Origin of the sequence: Mycolicibacterium chengduense (assembly GCF_033741155.1) — a bacterium.
Taxonomy (GTDB): Bacteria; Actinomycetota; Actinomycetes; order Mycobacteriales; family Mycobacteriaceae; genus Mycobacterium.
This window is the reverse complement of sequence record NZ_JAWQNH010000008.1, coordinates 93,903-110,263: the sequence shown is the minus strand read 5'-3', so window position 1 is coordinate 110,263 and position 16,361 is coordinate 93,903. Positions and strand designations below refer to the sequence as shown.

Below are 16,361 nucleotides of genomic sequence, written 5' to 3'. Positions count from 1 at the left end.
CGAATGGCGGACGCCGTCAGTATTGTTTCCCGACGCAAATACACCGCGTGCGGGAAGTGCTCAAATGATTTCGGCCCGCCGCCAAAATGCGCTGGATGGCGTTACTCTGACCCCGTCCATTTCGAACGGAGCGTGACACATGTTGTGGCGATACGTGAAAGCGCAGCTGATGGTGCTGCTGTGCGGCGGTCTGGTCGGCCCGATCTTCCTCGCGGTCTATTTCGCCACCGGCGAGAGCGATTTGCTGAAATGGATGTTCTGGGCCGGCCTCCTGGTCACCGCCGCCGATGTGCTGATCGCCCTGGGGCTGGCGAACTTTGGCGCGAGATCAGCCGCCCGCACCCAGGCGCTGGAGGCCACCGGCGTGCTGGCACTGGCACAGATCACGGGCATGGCCGAAACCAACACCCGGATCAACGACCAACCGCTCGTGAAACTCAATCTGCATGTCTCCGGGCCCGGCATCACGCCCTTCACCGCCGAGGACCGCGTCATCGCCAGCGTCACCCGGCTGGGCACCCTCACCGCGCGCAAGGTCGTGGTGCTGGTGGATCCGGCGACCAACCAGTTCCAGATCGACTGGGAACGAAGCGCCTTGGTCAACGGACTGGTACCGGCGACCTTCACTATCGAGGAAGACCACCGTACCTACGATCTGTCCGGACAGGTTGGCCCGTTGATGGAGATCCTGCAGATCCTCAAGGCCAACAACATCGGCATGAACAGCATGATCGACCTGCGCAGCAATCCCGCCGCCCGGGCCCAGGTGCAGGCGGTGGTGCGCCGCGCCGGCGCGCAGCAGCAGCCCACCGCACCGCCCGCTGCCGCCGCCCCGGCGGCTTACGTCCCGCCTGCGCCCCCGGCTCCGTCGGCCTACGTCCCGCCTGCGCCCCCGGCTCCGTCGGCGGCGCAACGCCTGCAGGAGCTGGAGACGTTGCGCGCCACCGGCGCGATCTCGGAGGACGAATACACCAGCAAGCGTCAGCAGATCATCGCGGAGCTGTAGCGCCCTGGCGACCCGATCGATTACTAGAACACGTTTCAGTACGGCTGCTAGCCTGGGCCCGGGTTGACGAAAGGACCGGCAATGGCAGCGGCGAACGGATCGCTCGAAGGACGTGTGGCGTTCGTGACGGGAGCCGCGCGGGGCCAAGGCCGGGCCCACGCAATCCGGTTGGCGCGGGAAGGCGCCGACATCATCGCCGCCGACATCTGCGCACCGGTATCGGACACCATCACCTATCCGGCGGCAAGCCCGGAGGATCTCGCCGAGACGGTGCGTGGCGTCGAAGCGGCCGGGCGCAAGGTGTTGGCCCGCGCCGTCGACGTGCGCGATCTGGCCGCTCAGCAGGAGCTGGTCGCCGACGGTGTGGAGCAGTTCGGCCGGCTCGACGTCGTAGTCGCCAACGCGGGCGTGCTGAGCTGGGGCCGGGTGTGGGAACTCACGCCGGAGCAGTGGGACACCGTCGTCGACGTGAACCTCAACGGCACCTGGCGCACCATCAAGGCGGCGGTGCCCGCCATGATCGACGCCGGCAACGGCGGCTCGATCATCATCGTCAGCTCTTCGGCCGGCCTCAAGGCCACCCCGGGTAACTCGCACTATGCGGCGTCCAAGCACGGTCTGGTCGCGCTGACCAACTCGCTGGCACTTGAGGTGGGGGAGTTCGGCATTCGGGTCAACTCCATCCACCCGTACTCGATCGACACCCCGATGATCGAGCCGGAGGCCATGGCCGAGATCTTCGGGAAGTTCCCGAGCTTCCTGCACAGCTTCGCCCCGATGCCCTACCACAAGGTGACCGACGGCAAGAATGAGGGACTCGCGGCGTTCATGGAGCCCGAGGAGGTCGCCAACGTGGTGGCCTGGCTGGCCGGTGACGGTTCGGCGACGCTGTCGGGCAGCCAGATCGCCGTGGATCGGGGCGTCCTGAAGTACTAGCGGGTTACCGCCCGGCCAGGACTGCCGCGAATTGCTCGACCGCCCAGTCGATTTCCTCGGCCGTGATGACCAGGGGTGGCGCGAACCGCAGCGTGTGGCCGTGGGTGTCCTTGACCAGCACGCCACGCTCGGCCAGCCGCAGACTGATCTGCTTGCCGGTGCCCAGTCGGGGGTCGATGTCGACACCCGCCCATAATCCCTTACCGCGTACCGCGAGCACCCCTGCGCCGCACAACTGCGCCAGTCGGGTATGCAGAAGTGCGCCCAATTCCGCTGAGCGGGACTGGTACTCGCCGCGGTCGAGCATCGCGACCACCGTCGTGCCGACGGCCGCGGCCAACGGATTGCCGCCGAAGGTCGAGCCGTGCTCGCCGGGATGCAACACGCCCAAAACCTCCTCGTCGGCCACCACGGCGGATACCGGCACCACCCCGCCGCCCAGCGCCTTGCCCAGCAGGTACATGTCCGGCACCACGTCCCAGTGGTCGCAGGCGAAGGTGCGCCCGGTCCGGGCCAGCCCGGACTGGATCTCGTCGGCGATCATCAGCACCTTGCGTTCGGTGCACAGTGCCCGCACCCGAGGCAGGAAATCGTCGGGCGGCACGATGATTCCGGCCTCGCCCTGGATGGGCTCGAGCAGCACGGCAACGGTGTTTTCGTCCATCGCTGCGGCCACCGCACCGGCGTCACCGAACGGCACCGAGCGGAAACCGGGAGTGAAGGGGCCGAACCCGGCGCGCGCGGTGTCGTCGTCGGAGAAGCTGACGATGGTGGTGGTGCGACCGTGGAAGTTGTTCTGCGCCACAATGATATTGGCTTGACCGGGCGGGATGCCCAAGACGTCGGTGCCCCATTTGCGGGCCACCTTGATACCGCTCTCCACAGCCTCGGCTCCGGTGTTCATCGGCAACACCATCTCTTTGCCGCACATCCGGGCCAGTGCCGCGCAGAACGGTCCCAGCCGGTCGGAATGAAACGCCCGGCTGACCAGGGTGACGGTGTCCAGTTGGGCGTGTGCGACGGCGGTGATCTCCGGGTTGCGATGGCCGAAATTGACCGCGGAGTACGCGGCCAGGCAGTCCAGGTAGCGCCGGCCCGCCACATCGGTGATCCACGCACCCTCGGCCGATGCCGCGACCACCGGCAACGGGGCGTAGTTGCGTGCGACATGGCGCTCGTCGATGGTCATGTGTTGCAGCACCGTCATGAGAACACCTCCAGCGTGCAGCATTTGACGGACCCGCCACCCTTGAGCAGTTCGGACAGATCCACCCCGATCGGCTCGAAGCCGGCAGCGCTCAACTGGTCGGCGAAGCCGATGGCCGCGGCCGGGTGCACCACGTGGCGACCGTCTGACACGGCGTTGAGGCCCAACACGTAGGCGTCGGTGCTGCCGACCAGGATGGCGTCCGGGAACAGCCGTTCCAGGACGGCGCGGGCGGTGTCGCTGAAGGCCGGCGGGTAGTAGGCGATGAGGTCGTCGGTGAGGGCGGTCAGCGCGGTGTCGAGATGGTAGAAGCGTGGATCGACCAGTTCCAGGCTGATCACCGGCATGCCGGTGATCGCCGCGATCTCGTCGTGCGCCCGCACATCGGTACGGAAACCGTGGCCGGCCAAGATTTTCGAACCGATGACCAACAGGTCGCCCTGGCCCTCGTTGACGTGCCGGGTCTGCACCGGACGGTGCCCGCGGTCGGTCATCCATGCGGCGTAGGCCGCGGCTTCGCCGGCCCGCTGCGGGTAGGCGAACCGGGCGACGATGGCCTGGCCGCCGATGACGAGCCCGCCGTTGGCCGCGTAGACCATATCGGGCAGGCCCTGCTGCGGGTGGACCAGATCGACGGTGTGGCCCAGGTCGAGGTACACCCGGCGCAGGTTCTCCCACTGCTCGACCGCTCTGGCGGCGTCCACCGGTGTCGAGGTGTCCATCCAGGGATTGATGGCGTAGTCGACGGCGAAATGCGTTGGGGCCGTCATGGCGTAGTGGCGGGTGCGCGCGCAGCGCGTCGGGGGCAGGGCGGAATGGCTGGCGACCTCGGAAATCGTCATGAATCAACGGTATGTGCGGCGTAGGATGCAAACAATCGCTATCTATTGCGTGTTCGCCGGCGATTTGTTGTTGCGCGAGCGAGAAGTCGGTGTTCTGTTGCGTGAGGAGAGGTATGGACCGCCTGGACGAGACCGATGAGCGAATCCTGGCCGAGCTGGCCGACAACGCCCGCGCCACTTTCGCCGAGATCGGAGAGCGGGTCAATTTGTCGGCGCCGGCAGTGAAACGCCGGGTGGACCGGCTACTCGACCACGGCGTGATCCGCGGATTCACCACCGTCGTCGATCGCAACGCGCTGGGCTGGGCCACCGAGGCCTATGTGCAGGTCTACTGCCACGGCACCATCGCGCCCGCCGAGTTGCGCCGAGCCTGGATCGACATCCCCGAAGTGGTCAGCGCGGCGACGGTGACGGGCACCTCGGATGCGATCCTGCACGTGCTGGCCCGCGATATGCGGCACCTGGAGGAGGCGCTGGAACGCATCAGGGCCAGCGCGGAGATCGAACGCAGCGAGAGCATCGTGGTGCTGTCCAACATCATCGAACGCGCCCGGTCCTGAGCGGTACCGATGGGGTAGGCAGGCTGTGGGTGCCTGTCATCGTGTATGAAGACCCACGTGACACAACAGGGTGGAATCGTCATTGTCGGTGGTGGACTGGCCGCGGCCCGTACCGCCGAGCAATTGCGGCGCGCCGAATACACCGGACCCATCACCATCGTCAGCGACGAAACACATCTGCCTTACGACCGGCCCCCGTTGTCCAAGGAGGTGCTGCGCAACCCCGACCACGATGTCGTGCTCAAGCCGCAGGCGTTCTACGACGAGAACGACATCACCCTGCGGTTGGGCTCGGCGGCGACGTCGGTCGACACCACCGCGCAGACCCTGACGCTGGCCGACGGCTCGGTGATCGACTACGACGAGCTGGTGATCGCCACCGGTCTTGTGCCCAAACGGATTCCGTCATTCCCCGATCTCGAGGGCATCAGGGTGCTGCGCTCCATCGACGAGAGCGCGGCGCTGCGGGCCCACGCGGCCACGGCGCGCAACGCGGTGATCGTCGGCGCCGGCTTCATCGGCTGTGAGGTGGCCGCCAGCCTGCACCAGCTCGGTGTGGACGTGGTGATCGTCGAGCCGCAGCCCACCCCACTGGCATCGGTGCTCGGTGAGCAGATCGGCGCGCTGGTCACCCGGCTGCACGAGGCCGAGGGGGTCCGGGTGCGCTGCGGCGTCGGGGTCGCCTCGGTGGTCGGCACCGACAAGGTCGACAAGGTGGTGCTCTCCGACGGCACCGAGCTCGATGCCGACTTGGTGGTCGTCGGCATCGGCTCGCATCCGGTCACCGGGTGGCTGGACGGTAGCGGTATCGAGGTCGACAACGGCGTGGTGTGCGATGGCGCCGGCCGCGCCAGCGCCCCGCACGTATGGGCCATCGGCGATGTGGCGTCCTGGCGGACCGAGGTGGGACACCAAGTGCGGGTGGAACATTGGAGCAATGTGGCCGAGCAGGCCCGCGCCCTGGTGCCCGCACTGCTCGGCCAGGAGGCGGCCTCCGCGGTGACGTCGGTGCCCTACTTCTGGAGCGACCAGTACGACGTCAAGATCCAATGCCTCGGCGAACCGGCCGCCGGGGACACCGTGCACATCGTGGAGGACGACGGCCGCAAGTTCCTGGCCTACTACGAGCGTGACGGGGTGCTGACCGCGGTGGTCGGCGGCGGGATGCCTGGCAAGGTGATGAAGGCGCGCGGCAAGATCGCCGCCGCGGCGCCGATCACCGACGTTCTCCCGTGATCTGTGGAGCCGCACCCGTAATCATTACGGGTGCGGCTCCACAAATCGCCAGTCAGTGCTCGCCGAGGTAGAACCGGGCGCCCTGGTCGTCGGTGCACAGCGCCGATTTCCCGTAGGGCTGCACCGACGGCTCCTGGACGACGCTGCCGCCGGCTTCGCGCACCCGGGCCACGGCCGCATCGATATCGGCCACGGTCCACATCGGCACGGTCCGCGCGGACCTGGCCCCGCCGGCGACGCCGGCCATCGGATGGGTCTGCAGCACCCCCCACCCGTCCTGCACCCGGCCCGGTTCGAACGTCCAGTTCAGCACCCGGCCGTAGAAGGCCTTGAAGCCGGCCGAATCCGGCACCTCGTAGGTGATATAGGACAGTTCACCCGGTCCGGTGCCGTTGAGCGCCGGACGCGGGGTGCCTGCGGTATCCCGGTACACCGCGAACGCGACGCCGTGCGCGTCGGTGGCATCGAGCACCGTGCCGAACTCGCGGTGTTGCGGCTGCCCGACCGTCCCGCCGGCGGCCAGGATCGACGCCCTGGCCGCATCCAGATCGTCGACGGCGTAGCAGCAGAACAGCGTGCTCGGCCCCGGGGTTTCGTGGATCCCCATCGACAAGCCGGTGCCGGCGACATGGTGGCCCTCGTAGCGCCAGCCCAGCACGTGGGCGTAGAACGCGGCGGCGCGGGCGGCGTCCGGGGTGTTCACCGCGACGTAGCCGACATCACCGTGCCGGATAGGTGCGGTGAGCGGGCCCGCCAGCATCCAGCGATGCCCGAACGGGTCGATGATCGTGGCATGACGTGAGCCGTGCGCCTCGTACGGTTCGCGCTGCACCTGTGCGCCGCGCGTGCGGGCCTGCCTCAGCTGGGCGTCGGTGTCGGCCACCTGAAGTAGCAAGCTCACCGAAACAGCCTGCGCTGCAGGAGATTGCAGCCCAAGTTCGGGATACTCGTCGGCCAGGTAGATCGTCGAGCCGGCCACCGACAGCTCGGCATGCCCGATCCGGCCGTCGTCCATCACTACCGGCGCGCCCACCAGCTCGGCGCCCAGCGCCGCGGCATACCAGTCCAGCGCCGCCCGGGCGTCGGCGACCGCGAGGTAGGGGATCACCGTGCCGGTGCCGGGTGCGGCGGTCTCAGCCAGCTCGGCAAGCAGGGAATCGGTTCCGCTCATCTCAACTCCTTCGGCGCCCGGGGGCAGGGTCAGTGCGGCTTCCAGGCGGGCGCGTAGCCGGGCCGCGAACGCGGGATCGGGGGTGACGGGCAGGTCGTCGCCGTGGAGCGCGGTCAGCGGATCGCGGTTGTCGGTCATGGCGTGCCTCCCTCCGGGTAGTTCGATCTGAAGGCGCGGCGGGCCCGCACCAGCAGAGCTTCGGTGGCGTGCACGGTGCGCCCGATCAATTCGGCGCACTCGGGTACGGATCGGTCGTCCAGATAGCGCAGAGCCAGCACGGTGCGATGGTGTTCGGGTAGTCGGGCCAGCACGGCCTCGGCGACGATGCGATCCAGCTCGGTATCCCAGTCGTCTACGGGGTCAACCGGTTCTGGCACGTCGCCGACGGGGACGGCGAAGCGGCGTCGATAGTGGTCGGCCAGTTTGTGCCGGGCCACCCCGATCAGCCACGGCACGCTCACCGGCGGCGGTGCGGGTTTGCGGGCGGCATCCATCGCCGCCAGGAACGTCTCCGAGGTCAGGTCCTCGGCGGTGCCGCGGTCGCCGCAACGCCGGACGAAGTAGCCGTAGACCGCGGGCAGTGCCTCGTCGTACAGGGTCAACAACGCCCGGGCGGGGTCAGGTTGGGCGCTCACATCCTCATCGTCGTCGCGGCCGCCCGAACTCCGACGGGGTTGGCCGACATTTTTTTCGTCAGTCGTGCGGGCCGAGGATGCGCAGGCCCTGGCCCACCACGTCGAACGCGTCGCCCAGCGCATCGGGCAGCGACACCGATTCGTCGGCCAGCCACTGTTCGTAGGCCGTCAGCGCCACGCCCAGCGCCGTCCAGGCCACCGTCTGCGGCACCAGGTCGGCCGGTTTGCGTCCCAGCCGGCGTGCCACGAACGTCGCGATCACCTCGCGCCACCCGGCATACATCGTCATCGAGTACGCCTGGAGCGCGTCGGTCTCCAGGATGACGCGCATACGTTGCCGGTGCTGTGGCATCTCCTCGGCGCCGAAGTCGTTGAACGTCAACAGCGCCGCGCGCAAGGCGACGTCCAGCGGCACGTCCTGGGGTACGGCGTCGAGCACATCGCGCAGGTCCTGCAGATGCGCGTCGAAATCGGCCCACGGGATGGCGTTCTTGGACGAGAAGTAGCGGAACAGGGTGCGCCGCGAGATCCCCGCGGCAGCGGCGACATCGTCGACGCTGACATCGTCGAAACCGCGGGTGGCGAACAGTGCCAGTCCCACTCCGCTGATGTGGCTCTGGGTGGTGGAAGGGCGGCGTCCGGCGCTCATCGATCAGACCCTTCCATTTCGGCACTCGATGCCATATTGTGTGCGGCGTGGGTCACAGTCGTGGGACCCTGCGATCACTATCACGGTAACGAAAGGGGTAGTCCATGGAACCCGATCAGCACGGTGCGTCCGAAGCCGACCTGGTCACCGAGTCTCTCGTCGAAGAGGTCTCGATCGACGGGATGTGCGGGGTCTACTGACCATGTCGGCACCGACAGCCCCGGTGACGGCCTTCGACCCGGCGCGGCCATGGACCCTGCACCGCCAGGTGGCGGTGCGGCCAGAACCCTTCGGGGCGTTGCTGTATCACTTCGGCACCCGGAAGCTGTCGTTCCTGAAGAACCGGACCATCGTCGAGGTGGTCAGCTCGCTGGCTGACCACCCCGACGTGCGGTCGGCCTGCCGCGCCGCCGGAATCGACGACGACGCGCAGGGCCCCTACCTGCACGCGCTGAGCGTGCTCGCACAGTCCCACATGCTGGTCCCGAGGGAGAATCAATGACGAGTGTGGCCCCTGTGCCCCGGCTGGTCGATCAGTTCGAGCGCGGCCTGGACGCCCCGATCTGCCTGACCTGGGAGCTGACCTACGCGTGCAACCTGTCCTGCGTGCACTGCCTGTCGGCGTCGGGCAAGCGCGACCCGCGTGAGCTCAGCACACGGCAGTGCAAGGACATCATCGACGAGCTGGAACGCATGCAGGTGTTCTACGTGAACATCGGCGGCGGTGAGCCGACGGTGCGCTCGGATTTCTGGGAGCTGGTGGACTACGCCACCGAACACCATGTGGGCGTGAAGTTCTCGACCAACGGGGTACGCATCACCCCGGAGGTGGCGGCCAAGCTGGCCGCCAGCGATTACGTCGACGTGCAGATCTCCCTGGACGGCGCCACCGCCGAGATCAACGATGCGGTGCGCGGCCCCGGATCGTTCGACATGGCCGTGCGCGCGCTGGAGAATCTGGCCGCCGCCGGCTTCAAGGACGCCAAGATCTCCGTCGTCGTCACCCGGCACAATGTGGACCAGCTCGACGATTTCAAGGCATTGGCCGACCGCTACGGTGCCACGTTGCGGATCACCCGGCTGCGCCCGTCCGGTCGCGGCGCCGACGTGTGGGACGAGTTGCACCCCACTGCCGCGCAGCAGCGTCAGCTCTACGACTGGCTGGTCGCCAAGGGCGAACGCGTGCTCACCGGTGACTCGTTCTTCCACCTGTCCGGGCTGGGCGAGCCGGGCGCGCTGGCCGGGCTGAATCTCTGTGGTGCCGGCCGGGTGGTGTGCCTGATCGATCCGGTCGGCGACGTGTATGCCTGCCCGTTCGCCATCCACGAGAAGTTCCTGGCCGGGAACGTGCTCACCAGCAACGGGTTTGCCGACGTCTGGCAGAACTCCGAGCTGTTCCGCGAACTGCGTGAACCGCAGTCGGCCGGTGCCTGCACCGGCTGTGGGCATTACGACGCCTGCCGCGGCGGCTGTATGGCCGCCAAGTTCTTCACCGGACTGCCGATGGACGGCCCGGATCCCGAATGCGTGCAGGGCTACGGGGAGCCGGCGCTGGCTCGCGAGCGGGACAAGCCCAAGCCCAGCGTCGACCACTCCCGCAGCGGCGGGCGGAACAAGCCGCAGGGGCCCATCCCGCTGAAACTCCTCACCGTGCCCCGCCCGTCCCATGTCGGCGCCGGCGCACCTCCGAAGAAGTTCTGCAACGAAAGTCCCATCTGATCATGGCCCGCGATACCTGGTTCGAAACCGTCGCCATTGCGCAGCAGCGCGCGAAGAAACGGCTGCCCCGCTCCGCCTACTCCTCGTTGATCTCGGCGAGCGAAAAAGGTGTGACGGTCTCCGATAACGTCGAGGCTTTCGCTCAACTTGGCTTCGCTCCGCACGTGATCGGCGCGACCGAGAAGCGTGACCTGTCGACAACTGTTATGGGACAGGATATTTCATTGCCGGTCATCATCTCGCCGACGGGTGTGCAGGCTGTGCACCCCGATGGTGAGGTGGCGGTCGCGCGGGCGGCGGCCGCGCGCGGCACGGCGATGGGATTGTCGTCGTTCGCCAGCAAGCCCATCGAGGAAGTCACCGCGGTCAACGACAAGATCTTCTTCCAGATCTATTGGCTGGGCAGCCGCGAGGAGATCGCCGAACGGGTCCAGCGCGCCAAGGATGCCGGGGCGGTGGGGCTGATCGCCACGACAGACTGGAGCTTCAGCCACGGGCGGGACTGGGGCAGCCCCAAGATCCCGGAGCGCATGGATCTCAAGACGATGATCAAGATGTCACCCGAGGTGATCGCCAAACCCCGGTGGCTGTGGAGTTTCGGCAAACACCTGCGCCCGCCCGATCTGCGCGTTCCCAACCAGGGCCGGCGCGGCGAACCCGGCCCGACCTTCTTCGAGGCCTACGGCCAGTGGATGGGCACCCCGCCGCCCACCTGGGAGGACATTGCCTGGCTGCGTGAGCAGTGGCCCGATGCCCCGTTCCTGCTCAAGGGCATGGTCCGCGTCGACGACGCCAAACGTGCTGTCGATGCCGGGGTTTCGGCCATCACCGTGTCCAACCACGGTGGCAACAACCTGGACGGTACGCCGGCGGCGATCCGCTGCCTGCCCGCGATCGCCGACGCCGTCGGCGATCAGATCGAGGTACTGCTCGACGGAGGTATCCGCCGCGGCAGCGATGTGGTCAAGGCGGTGGCGCTCGGCGCCAAGGCAGTCATGATCGGCCGGGCGTACTTGTGGGGGCTGGCCGCCGAGGGGCAAGCCGGCGTGGAGAACGTCCTCGACATCCTGCACGGCGGGATCGATTCGGCGCTGCGCGGGCTCGGTAAGGCGTCCATCCACGACCTGTCAGCCGAGGACATTTTGATTCCGGAAGGTTTCACCCGCGCGCTCGGGGTTCCTGTCAGCTGATACGGACGTGGCTGACGTGGCGGACGTGACCAGGGGCCGGCCGGCCGTGGCCGGGTGCGCAAAACAATTGCGGCGCATGCGGCAACAATCGGCGCACACCAGGTGAATTCGGCCTACCATCGTCCGGTGGCCTTCCCCACCGACCTCGGCACTGTGACGTCGAATCGGTTGCGTGGTGCGTCGCCCGCCGGGTCACCGGCGCTGATCGTGCCGCTGGGCTCCACCGAACAGCACGGACCCCATCTCCCGCTGGACACCGATACCCGGATCGCCGTTGCGGTCGCTCGCGCGGCGGCCGGCAGGATCGGACCGCCGTGGTTGTTGGCCCCCCCGCTGAGCTACGGCGCCAGCGGTGAACACGAAGGATTCCCCGGGACGGTATCGATCGGTACCGAGGCGTTGCGGCTGATGCTCACCGAGTTCGGCCGGTCGGCCTGCGGGTGGGCATCGCGGGTGGTGTTCGTCAACGGGCACGGTGGCAACGTGGAGGCGTTGACCGGGGCTGTGACGCTGCTGCGGGCGGAAGGGCGCGATGCGGCCTGGACATCGTGTACGGTGCGGGGCGCCGATGCTCATGCTGGACATACCGAAACTTCTGTATTGCTACATATCTCACCAGAGAACGTGCGGATCGAGGAACGCGTGCCGGGTAACAGAGCACCGTTGTCGGAGTTGATGCCGGCGATGCGCCGCGGCGGGGTGGCCGCGGTCAGTGAGATCGGGGTCCTGGGGGATCCGACGACGGCCACCGAACGGGACGGTGCCGCGCTGTTCGCCGCCATGGTCGACGGGTGCGTACACCGGGTGTCGGCCTGGTCCCCGGACGCGCACGGGATGCTCGGATGACCGGCCCGCGGCTGCCCGACGGATTCGCCGTCCAGGTCGATCGGCGGGTGAAGGTGCTGGGCGAGGGTGCCGCACTGCTGGGCGGGTCCCCGACCAGACTGCTGCGGCTGGCGCCGGCGGCGCAGACCATGCTCGACGGCGGCCGGCTCGAGGTGCACGACGCGGTGTCGGCGCAGCTGGCCCGCACCCTGCTGGATGCCACGGTTGCCCATCCGCGCCCGGCCAGCGGACCGTCGCACCGCGATGTCACAGTGGTTGTGCCAGTGCGGGACAACATCCTTGGTCTGTGCCGGCTGGTGCGCTCGCTGCGCGGAATGCGGGTCATCGTGGTCGACGACGGCTCGGCGGTGCCCGTGCGTGACTCCGACTTCGACGGTATGTACTGCGACGTGCTGGTGCTGCGGCATGAGCGCAGCCGCGGGCCCGCCGCCGCGCGCAACACCGGGCTGGCCGCGTGCACCACCGACTTCGTGGCGTTTCTGGACTCCGACGTGGTGCCCCGGCGCGGGTGGCTGGAGTCGCTGCTCGGCCACTTCTGTGACCCGGCGGTGGCCCTCGTCGCGCCGCGCATCGTGAGCCTGCACGAGCCGGACAATCTGGTGGCGCGCTACGAATCGGTGCGGTCCTCGTTGGATCTTGGCATGCGCGAGGCGCCGGTGGTGCCCTACGGGCCGGTGTCGTATGTGCCCAGCGCCGCCATCATCTGCCGGCGCAGCCTGTTGCTCGAAGTGGGTGGCTTCGACGAGACGCTGCGCTCCGGTGAGGACGTGGACCTGTGCTGGCGGTTCGTCGAGGCCGGACACCGGTTGCGCTACGAACCCATCGCCCTGGTGGGCCACGATCACCGGACCCAGCTGCGGGAGTGGTTCGGGCGCAGGGCTTTCTACGGCCAGTCCGCCGCACCGCTGTCGGTCCGCCACCCCGGAAAGACAGCACCCATGGTGGTTCATCGGTGGATGCTGCTGGTCTGGATCCTGCTGGCCTCCGGATCCACCATGGGTTACTTCGCGGCCGCCGTCATCACCGTGCTGTTCGGTCGCCGCGTCGCGGCGGCGCTGGGCGGCGCGGTGGAGACCGAGCCCAAAGACGTTGCCGTGCTGGCGGCACGCGGCCTGTGGGGCTCGGCGCTGCAGACCGCCTCGGCCATCTGCCGGCACTACTGGCCGGTGGCGCTGCTGGCGGCCGTCTTCTTCCGACGGTGCAGGCAGGTGGTGCTGGTTGCCGCGATCGTCGACGGGCTGGCCGACTGGGCCACCCGCAATCACCACGCTGAACAGGACGCGCAGCGGGTCGGTGTGCTGAGCTACCTGCTGCTCAAACGCCTCGACGACATCGCCTACGGGCTCGGGCTGTGGACCGGGGTGGTGCGCGAACGCCACGTCGGCGCGCTCAAACCGCAGCTCCGGTCGTGACGCCCCGCGTTGAGTGACGTCCTGATCGTCGGTGCGGGCAGCGCCGGTTCAATTCTGGCCGAGCGCCTTTCGATCGATGACCGGTGCCGGGTGACGGTCCTGGAGGCCGGCCCCGGCGCCGACGATCCGGTGGTGTCGGGGCACCTGCGTGATGCCGGGCGGCTCCCTATCGGCCTCGGCAGCCCCGTCGTGCGGCGTTACCGCAGCATATTGACCGACCGGCCGAACCGGTCCGCCGAGGTGCTGCGTGGTGCCGTGGTGGGCGGTTCCGGTGCCGTCAACGGCGGCTACTTCTGTCGGGGCCGCCCCGCCGATTTCGACGGCTGGGACCTGCCGGGGTGGCGCTGGGCCGACGTGCTGCCACATTTCCGGGCCATCGAGACCGATCTCGATCACCGCGGTCCGCTGCACGGGGCCCGCGGGCCGATCCCGGTCCGCCGGACGGCGCACTTCAGTGCAGGCACCGCGGCGTTCGTCGAGCGGGTGCTCGGCATGGGTTATCCGTGGGTCGACGATCTCAACGGTGCGCCGGGTCCGGACGGGGTGGGCGCGGTTCCGCTCAACATCGACCACGGGATCCGGATCGGGCCAGGGGCGGCGTTCCTGGTGCCCGCCATGGGGCGGCCCAATCTTGTTGTGCGCCCGAATGTCCCGGTGCTGCGTGTGCTGATCGACGGCACCAGGGCCGTCGGTGTCGAGGTGCTCGGCCCCGCGGGTGCGCATACTCTCACGGCGGATCGAATCGTGTTGTGCGCCGGGGCGATCGGCACTGCCCAGCTGCTGCTGGTGTCGGGCATCGGGCCGGCCCGGATGCTGGAGTACGCCGGCATCGCCGTGCATGCCGACCTGCCAGTCGGGGCGGCCTTCTGCGATCACCCGGAATGGGTGCTCCCGGTGGGCTGGCCGGCCACCGCCGGGCGTCCGCCGGTGGAGGCGGCGCTGTCCGTCGACGACGTCGAGATCAGGCTCTACACTTCTGGTTTCAGCGAGATGACGGGAGCGGGGCGAGCTGACGACCCGCATATCGGTATCGCCTTGATGCGGCCGCGCTCCCGCGGCCGGCTGTCGGTGCTGTCATCGGACATCACCGACGCGCCGGTCCTCGAACACCGTTACGACCGTGAGGATGTCGACGTGGCCGCCCTGCGTGCCGGTACCGAGCTGGCCGCGGCTCTGTCCGGAACGGCTGGGCACCAAGCGCATTGGTCCACCACGCAGCACCTCAGTGGCACCGCGCCGATGGGTTCGGTGCTCGACGAGCGCTGTCGGGTGCACGGCGTGCAGGGGCTGTGGGTGGTGGACGGCTCGATCATGCCGACCCTGCCCAGCCGTGGCCCGCACGCCACCATCGCCATGATCGGGCACCGGGCGGCCGAGTTCATCGCCTGATGAGCATTCGGCCGTCACGGCCCGGTGCGCGCAGGGCCACCAGCACGGCGACGACGCCCGTCACGATGGCCAGCACCGTCAGCGAACTGTGCATGGCGGAAAGGAACGACACCTTCGCGGCATATGCCAGGTCGCCACCGGCCGGTCCCAATCGTGTTGCGACCGTGAGTGCCTCGCCGATTGACCCGGCTGCCGCGGTGCGCACGGGTTCGGGGTAGCGGCCCAGCATCGGTGCGATCTCGGCGGTGTAGCGGCCGGCCAGCATCGAACCGGCCAGGGCGATGCCCAGCGCCGCGCCCATCTCCCGGGTGGTGTCGTTGACCGCCGAGGCAACCCCCTGTTTGTCGTCGGGGGTCGAGGTCATGATCGCCGATGTCGTCGGTGCGGTGAACAACCCGACACCGGTACTGATGATCATCAACGGCCAGGCCAATTCCGGATAGGACGCGTCGATACCGACGCCGCGCATGCACAACAGTCCGATCGCCATCAGCATCAGCCCGGTGAAGACCACGGCGCGCAGCCCGACCCGCGGGGTGTACCAGGCCGATAGCGGGGACAGGATCAGCACGGGCACCGCCAGCGGGGACAGCGCGAGCGCCGTGCCCAGCGGTGAATAGCCGAGCACCAGTTGGACGAACTGCATCTGCAGGAAGAAGAAGCCGAACATCGTCATGAACAGTGCCGTGATAGCCGCTGCGCCGGTGGCGAATTCGGGTACCAGGAACAGGCGCACATCCAGCAGTGGGGCCCGTCTGCGCAACTCCACGATCCCGAAGGTCACCAGCAATGCCACCCCCGCCCCGATACCGCCGAGCACGACGGGGTGCCCCCAGCCGCGCACCGGGGCCTCCATGATGCCGAACACCAGCACGGCCAGGGCGGCGCCGATCAGCACGGCGCCGACGACGTCCAACGGGGCGGCGTCCGGGTCCCGGGACTCGGTGATGGTCAGGGTCAGGGCGAAGGTCAGGGCCGCGGCGGCGGTGAACGCCCAGAACACCGCGTGCCAGGACCAGATCTGCAGTAGCAGACCAGAACCCAACATGCCGACAATGGCACCACACCCTGCGACACCGGCCCAGATGGCGATCGCCTTGGTGCGCTGGTCTTTCGGGTAGGCCGTGGTCAGCAGTGACAGGGTGGCGGGCATGATGAACGCGGCGCCGGCGCCGGCCACCCCACGGGCGGCGATCACCAGGGCGGGGTCCGGGGTCAGCGCCGGGACCACCGACGCCGCCGCGAAGACGGCCAGTCCGGCCAGCAGCGCACTGCGCCGGCCGAACCGATCGCCGATGGCGCCGGCCGCTAGCAGCAGGCAGGCCAACGCCAAGGTGTAGCTGTCCACGATCCATGTCAGCTGGGTCTGGCTGGCCGACATCGCGACAGCAAGGTCGCCGAGCATCGTGTTGAGCGCCACCATCGACGAGATGACCAGCAGCACGCCCAGGCAGGCGATGCCCAGTGTCCAGATCCGGGCGCGCGCCGAGAGGGCCGGTTGCACGGGGGTGTCGACCACGCTCGGCTCCTCTCCGGATGCGACCATGGTGAGACCAATGGTCT

The 16,361-nt window shown here is 68.4% G+C and carries 17 protein-coding genes; 11 read left to right on the top strand and 6 right to left on the bottom strand.

Annotated features, from left to right (window positions below; all coding sequences use genetic code 11):
* Nucleotides 1–139: 139 nt before the first annotated feature.
* Entirely contained in the window at nt 140–1,006 is an 867-nt protein-coding gene (locus tag SBI67_RS26510; protein WP_318983439.1) for an SHOCT domain-containing protein, read from the top strand.
* Between the two features lie 81 nt (nt 1,007–1,087).
* Nucleotides 1,088–1,942 (top strand): mycofactocin-coupled SDR family oxidoreductase, encoded by an 855-nt coding sequence (locus tag SBI67_RS26505; RefSeq protein WP_318983438.1) that lies wholly within the window; start codon nt 1,088–1,090, stop codon nt 1,940–1,942.
* Nucleotides 1,943–1,946: 4 nt separating this feature from the next.
* Here the strand turns inward: SBI67_RS26505 and rocD are convergent, their stop codons facing one another.
* Nucleotides 1,947–3,149 carry an ornithine--oxo-acid transaminase gene (gene rocD / locus SBI67_RS26500; RefSeq protein ID WP_318983437.1) on the bottom strand — a complete coding sequence of 401 codons (1,203 nt, stop codon included), beginning with the start codon at nt 3,147–3,149 and terminating at the stop codon, nt 1,947–1,949.
* Entirely contained in the window at nt 3,146–3,991 is an 846-nt protein-coding gene (gene ddaH / locus SBI67_RS26495; RefSeq protein WP_318983436.1) for a dimethylargininase, read from the bottom strand. Before ddaH ends, rocD begins: the two co-directional genes overlap by 4 nt.
* Before the next feature lie 113 nt (nt 3,992–4,104).
* Here ddaH and SBI67_RS26490 point away from each other — a divergent pair, with 113 nt between their 5' ends.
* Nucleotides 4,105–4,551, top strand: coding sequence for an Rv2324 family transcriptional regulator (locus tag SBI67_RS26490; RefSeq protein WP_318983435.1), 447 nt, complete (start codon nt 4,105–4,107; stop codon nt 4,549–4,551).
* A 45-nt stretch (nt 4,552–4,596) separates the two neighbouring features.
* Nucleotides 4,597–5,787 carry an NAD(P)/FAD-dependent oxidoreductase gene (locus SBI67_RS26485; RefSeq protein ID WP_318983434.1) on the top strand — a complete coding sequence of 397 codons (1,191 nt, stop codon included), beginning with the start codon at nt 4,597–4,599 and terminating at the stop codon, nt 5,785–5,787.
* Between the two features lie 52 nt (nt 5,788–5,839).
* Here SBI67_RS26485 and SBI67_RS26480 read toward each other — a convergent pair whose 3' ends face one another.
* The 3 genes from SBI67_RS26480 to mftR are packed head-to-tail and all read right to left on the bottom strand — an operon-like array spanning nt 5,840 to nt 8,242.
* Nucleotides 5,840–7,096 (bottom strand): VOC family protein, encoded by a 1,257-nt coding sequence (locus SBI67_RS26480; RefSeq protein ID WP_318983433.1) that lies wholly within the window; start codon nt 7,094–7,096, stop codon nt 5,840–5,842.
* Nucleotides 7,093–7,593 carry an RNA polymerase sigma factor gene (locus SBI67_RS26475; RefSeq protein WP_318983432.1) on the bottom strand — a complete coding sequence of 167 codons (501 nt, stop codon included), beginning with the start codon at nt 7,591–7,593 and terminating at the stop codon, nt 7,093–7,095. Before SBI67_RS26475 ends, SBI67_RS26480 begins: the two co-directional genes overlap by 4 nt.
* A gap of 58 nt (nt 7,594–7,651) precedes the next feature.
* Entirely contained in the window at nt 7,652–8,242 is a 591-nt protein-coding gene (mftR, locus tag SBI67_RS26470) for a mycofactocin system transcriptional regulator MftR (RefSeq protein WP_318983431.1), read from the bottom strand.
* Nucleotides 8,243–8,346: 104 nt separating this feature from the next.
* Between mftR and mftA the strand changes: the two genes are divergently transcribed.
* From mftA to mftG, 7 genes are all read left to right on the top strand, one after another.
* The gene (gene mftA / locus SBI67_RS26465; RefSeq protein ID WP_318983430.1) at nt 8,347–8,442 is read left to right on the top strand and encodes a mycofactocin precursor MftA; all 96 of its coding nucleotides are present in this window, start codon (nt 8,347–8,349) and stop codon (nt 8,440–8,442) included.
* 2 nt (nt 8,443–8,444) lie between these two features.
* Nucleotides 8,445–8,744 (top strand): mycofactocin biosynthesis chaperone MftB, encoded by a 300-nt coding sequence (gene mftB, locus SBI67_RS26460; protein ID WP_318983429.1) that lies wholly within the window; start codon nt 8,445–8,447, stop codon nt 8,742–8,744.
* Nucleotides 8,741–9,961, top strand: a complete 1,221-nt coding sequence (mftC, locus tag SBI67_RS26455) for a mycofactocin radical SAM maturase (RefSeq protein WP_318983428.1) — start codon at nt 8,741–8,743, stop codon at nt 9,959–9,961. The genes mftB and mftC overlap by 4 nt, the downstream gene beginning before the upstream one ends.
* 2 nt (nt 9,962–9,963) lie before the next feature.
* A complete protein-coding gene (gene mftD / locus SBI67_RS26450) occupies nt 9,964–11,151 on the top strand; it encodes a pre-mycofactocin synthase MftD (protein ID WP_318983427.1) in 1,188 nt (395 codons plus the stop codon).
* Nucleotides 11,152–11,253: 102 nt separating this feature from the next.
* A complete protein-coding gene (gene mftE / locus SBI67_RS26445; protein WP_318983426.1) occupies nt 11,254–11,997 on the top strand; it encodes a mycofactocin biosynthesis peptidyl-dipeptidase MftE in 744 nt (247 codons plus the stop codon).
* Entirely contained in the window at nt 11,994–13,409 is a 1,416-nt protein-coding gene (mftF, locus tag SBI67_RS26440) for a mycofactocin biosynthesis glycosyltransferase MftF (RefSeq protein ID WP_318983425.1), read from the top strand. The genes mftE and mftF overlap by 4 nt, the downstream gene beginning before the upstream one ends.
* A 9-nt stretch (nt 13,410–13,418) precedes the next feature.
* The gene (gene mftG, locus SBI67_RS26435; RefSeq protein ID WP_318983424.1) at nt 13,419–14,798 is read left to right on the top strand and encodes a mycofactocin dehydrogenase MftG; all 1,380 of its coding nucleotides are present in this window, start codon (nt 13,419–13,421) and stop codon (nt 14,796–14,798) included.
* Here the strand turns inward: mftG and SBI67_RS26430 are convergent.
* Nucleotides 14,788–16,317, bottom strand: a complete 1,530-nt coding sequence (locus tag SBI67_RS26430) for an MFS transporter (RefSeq protein WP_318983423.1) — start codon at nt 16,315–16,317, stop codon at nt 14,788–14,790. The two genes, mftG and SBI67_RS26430, sit on opposite strands and share 11 nt — an antisense overlap.
* Between the last annotated feature and the right edge of the window lie 44 nt (nt 16,318–16,361).

What these genes read in the sequence shown, in the direction of transcription:
- mftR (WP_318983431.1), bottom strand. Translation starts at nt 8,242, where the DNA reads ATGAGCGCCGGACGCCGCCCTTCCACCACCCAGAGCCACATCAGCGGA.
- SBI67_RS26510 (WP_318983439.1), top strand. Translation starts at nt 140, where the DNA reads ATGTTGTGGCGATACGTGAAAGCGCAGCTGATGGTGCTGCTGTGCGGC.
- rocD (WP_318983437.1), bottom strand. Translation starts at nt 3,149, where the DNA reads ATGACGGTGCTGCAACACATGACCATCGACGAGCGCCATGTCGCACGC.
- mftC (WP_318983428.1), top strand. Translation starts at nt 8,741, where the DNA reads ATGACGAGTGTGGCCCCTGTGCCCCGGCTGGTCGATCAGTTCGAGCGC.
- SBI67_RS26480 (WP_318983433.1), bottom strand. Translation starts at nt 7,096, where the DNA reads ATGACCGACAACCGCGATCCGCTGACCGCGCTCCACGGCGACGACCTG.
- SBI67_RS26485 (WP_318983434.1), top strand. Translation starts at nt 4,597, where the DNA reads ATGAAGACCCACGTGACACAACAGGGTGGAATCGTCATTGTCGGTGGT.
- mftD (WP_318983427.1), top strand. Translation starts at nt 9,964, where the DNA reads ATGGCCCGCGATACCTGGTTCGAAACCGTCGCCATTGCGCAGCAGCGC.
- SBI67_RS26490 (WP_318983435.1), top strand. Translation starts at nt 4,105, where the DNA reads ATGGACCGCCTGGACGAGACCGATGAGCGAATCCTGGCCGAGCTGGCC.
- ddaH (WP_318983436.1), bottom strand. Translation starts at nt 3,991, where the DNA reads ATGACGATTTCCGAGGTCGCCAGCCATTCCGCCCTGCCCCCGACGCGC.
- SBI67_RS26505 (WP_318983438.1), top strand. Translation starts at nt 1,088, where the DNA reads ATGGCAGCGGCGAACGGATCGCTCGAAGGACGTGTGGCGTTCGTGACG.
- mftF (WP_318983425.1), top strand. Translation starts at nt 11,994, where the DNA reads ATGACCGGCCCGCGGCTGCCCGACGGATTCGCCGTCCAGGTCGATCGG.
- mftB (WP_318983429.1), top strand. Translation starts at nt 8,445, where the DNA reads ATGTCGGCACCGACAGCCCCGGTGACGGCCTTCGACCCGGCGCGGCCA.
- mftA (WP_318983430.1), top strand. Translation starts at nt 8,347, where the DNA reads ATGGAACCCGATCAGCACGGTGCGTCCGAAGCCGACCTGGTCACCGAG.